Source organism: Occallatibacter sp., assembly GCF_049802275.1.
Taxonomy (GTDB): domain Bacteria; phylum Acidobacteriota; class Terriglobia; order Terriglobales; family Acidobacteriaceae; genus Telmatobacter.
Map to the genome: position 1 here is coordinate 1 of NZ_JBARMD010000351.1, position 2248 is coordinate 2248.

Here is a 2248-nt window from a genome sequence, read left to right on the forward strand (position 1 = left end):
CCCATGGCCCGCCTGCAACAAAAAAAGCAGGCGGCAGTCACCACAGGTAGGCCAGATCAACCGGCATTCCCTGCGCGATGGGTTACGGTAGAGTAGGAGTGTGGCGCAGTGAACGTTAGGCTTGGCGTATCTGTTTTCCGCCCCTTTCGTCTGGCGGTGCCTGAACGGCTTAGCCGTGATCCCTGTTTCCACACTCCCCTCATCGAACCGGACTGGCGCGTTTGGCGCATCCGGCTCTCGGGCAAGCGCTCATGCCTTCGCCCACGGCAGGTTACGCGTCAGCCCCGGCAGCCGGACCAGTTTCAGCGTCTCGTAGAGGTACTGGTTGGGGAAGCGTTTGAACCCTTGGCTTTGGACCCGGTGCTTGCTGCATAACCACTGGCGCAGCCGATGGTTGGTGTGGGCATCGACCACCTGATAGGCCTTGGAGACCGGTCCGAGGTGGAAGTAGTTCGCCCATCCGGTGAGTTTGGAGTTGAGTTTCTTCACCAGTTTCTCGGCTGATAGCGTCGTCGTGTGCTGCCCGGTCTCGTCCCGGATCGCGTCGCAGATTCGCTTGATGCTCTTCTTCGATGGCCTCGAGTTGAGATGGGCCTTCCCGGTTTTGCGGGAGTAACACCGTCCGAACGTATAACCCAGGAAGTCGAAGCTTTCTTCCGGTACACGGCAGATTCGGGTCTTGTCTTCGTTGACCTCCAGTTGCAGTTTCTTGATCACCTCTCGCATCGTCTGCATGGCGATCTCGGCCGTACCCTTGCAGCAGATCACCAGGTCGTCGGCGTAGTTGACGATGACGGCTCTCAGCCGTTGCCGCGTGCCCGATTGTTTCCACCACAACACCAGCCGTCGCATGTACAGGTTCGACAGTAGCGGGGAGATCGGGGAGCCCTGCGGTATGCCGCGATGCTCGTCCCGATTGCGCGTGGTTCGATATTTGCGTCCGCGATCGTCCGTCTCTTCCACCGGCGCCTCGATCCACACCTTGATCAGGTGCAGGATTTGCCGGTCGGTGATCCGGCGCGCCACCGATTTCATCAGTGGTCCGTGCGGAATCTCATCGAAGTAGCCACGCAGATCGGCGTCGACCACGGCCGTGTGCCCGAAGTTGATCAGGCGGTTGACGGCCTCCACCGCATCCAGCGCATTCTTGCCGGCGCGGTACGCGTATTGCTCGGGCTGCAGGTCGGCTTCGAAGATGGGCTCTAACACCAACATCGCCGCCGTCTGAACAACCCGGTCGCGTATCGTCGCGATCCCCAGAGGTCGCATTTTCTTGCTGTTCGGTTTCGGAATGTAGACCCGTCTGACCGCTTGCGGTCGATAAGTCTTGTCCCTGAGTTCTTGCGCCAGTTCCCCGAGCCATGGGTTCCAGTCGGTGTCGATGTCCGGGGTCTCGCGACCCTCGGAGTCCCGATCTTGGCTTCCATACGCTTCGATGTCGTCGAACGTCTGGCCGTCCACTCCAGCTGCGCCGCCATTGGCTTTGCATCTGGCATAGGCGAAGCTCAGAACATCCGCGCGGTACACCTTGTCATACAGAAGATAGAACCTGAACTCGGGTTCTGCCTTCGCTTTCGCATGTAATGAAGTCTGCAGCTTCCGGACACTTGGTGGAGTTTCCAGGTTTCCCAATCTCCCCTCCTTCACCACTTTCCACATCGACTTGAACGAGGGCTCCTTCCCTCTGCCGGCATTACCCGGCTTCCTCGGTACTACGAGCCCATCCGACTCCCCGCCGCGCCCGGTCTGACCTTCACAGGCCTCCGGTTGGTCCCTCGCTCAGGACCACGCGATGGGGTCTCCCGTGTTGCTACAGTTCTCGTTGTGTACGTGCCGTCGTCACTACCCCGGTGGAGCTGCTGGGTGCCTGTCGCTCTCTTCCCCAGCAATGCCAGCTTTCCCTGTATAAGCGCCAGGTCAGCCTCCACATCGAGCTTTTCGAGGCCTGCTCAACGTTTACTCGCGTTACAGCCCGCACACTCGCGGAGTCACTTAATGACCCTTTCCATCGGAGGCTTCAGCCGGCTCGTTACCTTCCCCACTGCTCCGATTGCTACCGGCCGGAGCGACCCTTGCCGGGAGGGACTTACACCCTCTCGAGAACCGTGCCTTTCCACGGCACACGCTTATACGTGATCTCCCCGGGGACATTTGCACTCCGCGATCATCCGCTAACTTCCGTCATCTTCTGATCTAAGCCATTGATCTTGTGTAAATTATATCTACTTGGTGCTATGAACCTCCGTGT

Annotated in this window: 1 protein-coding gene; it reads right to left on the reverse strand. The window is 59.3% G+C overall.

Annotated features, from left to right (window positions below; all coding sequences use genetic code 11):
- Nucleotides 1-249: 249 nt before the first annotated feature.
- Complete coding sequence (gene ltrA, locus WA354_RS12230; protein WP_472813291.1) at nt 250-1632, reverse strand: group II intron reverse transcriptase/maturase; 1383 nt, start codon at nt 1630-1632, stop codon at nt 250-252.
- Between the last annotated feature and the right edge of the window lie 616 nt (nt 1633-2248).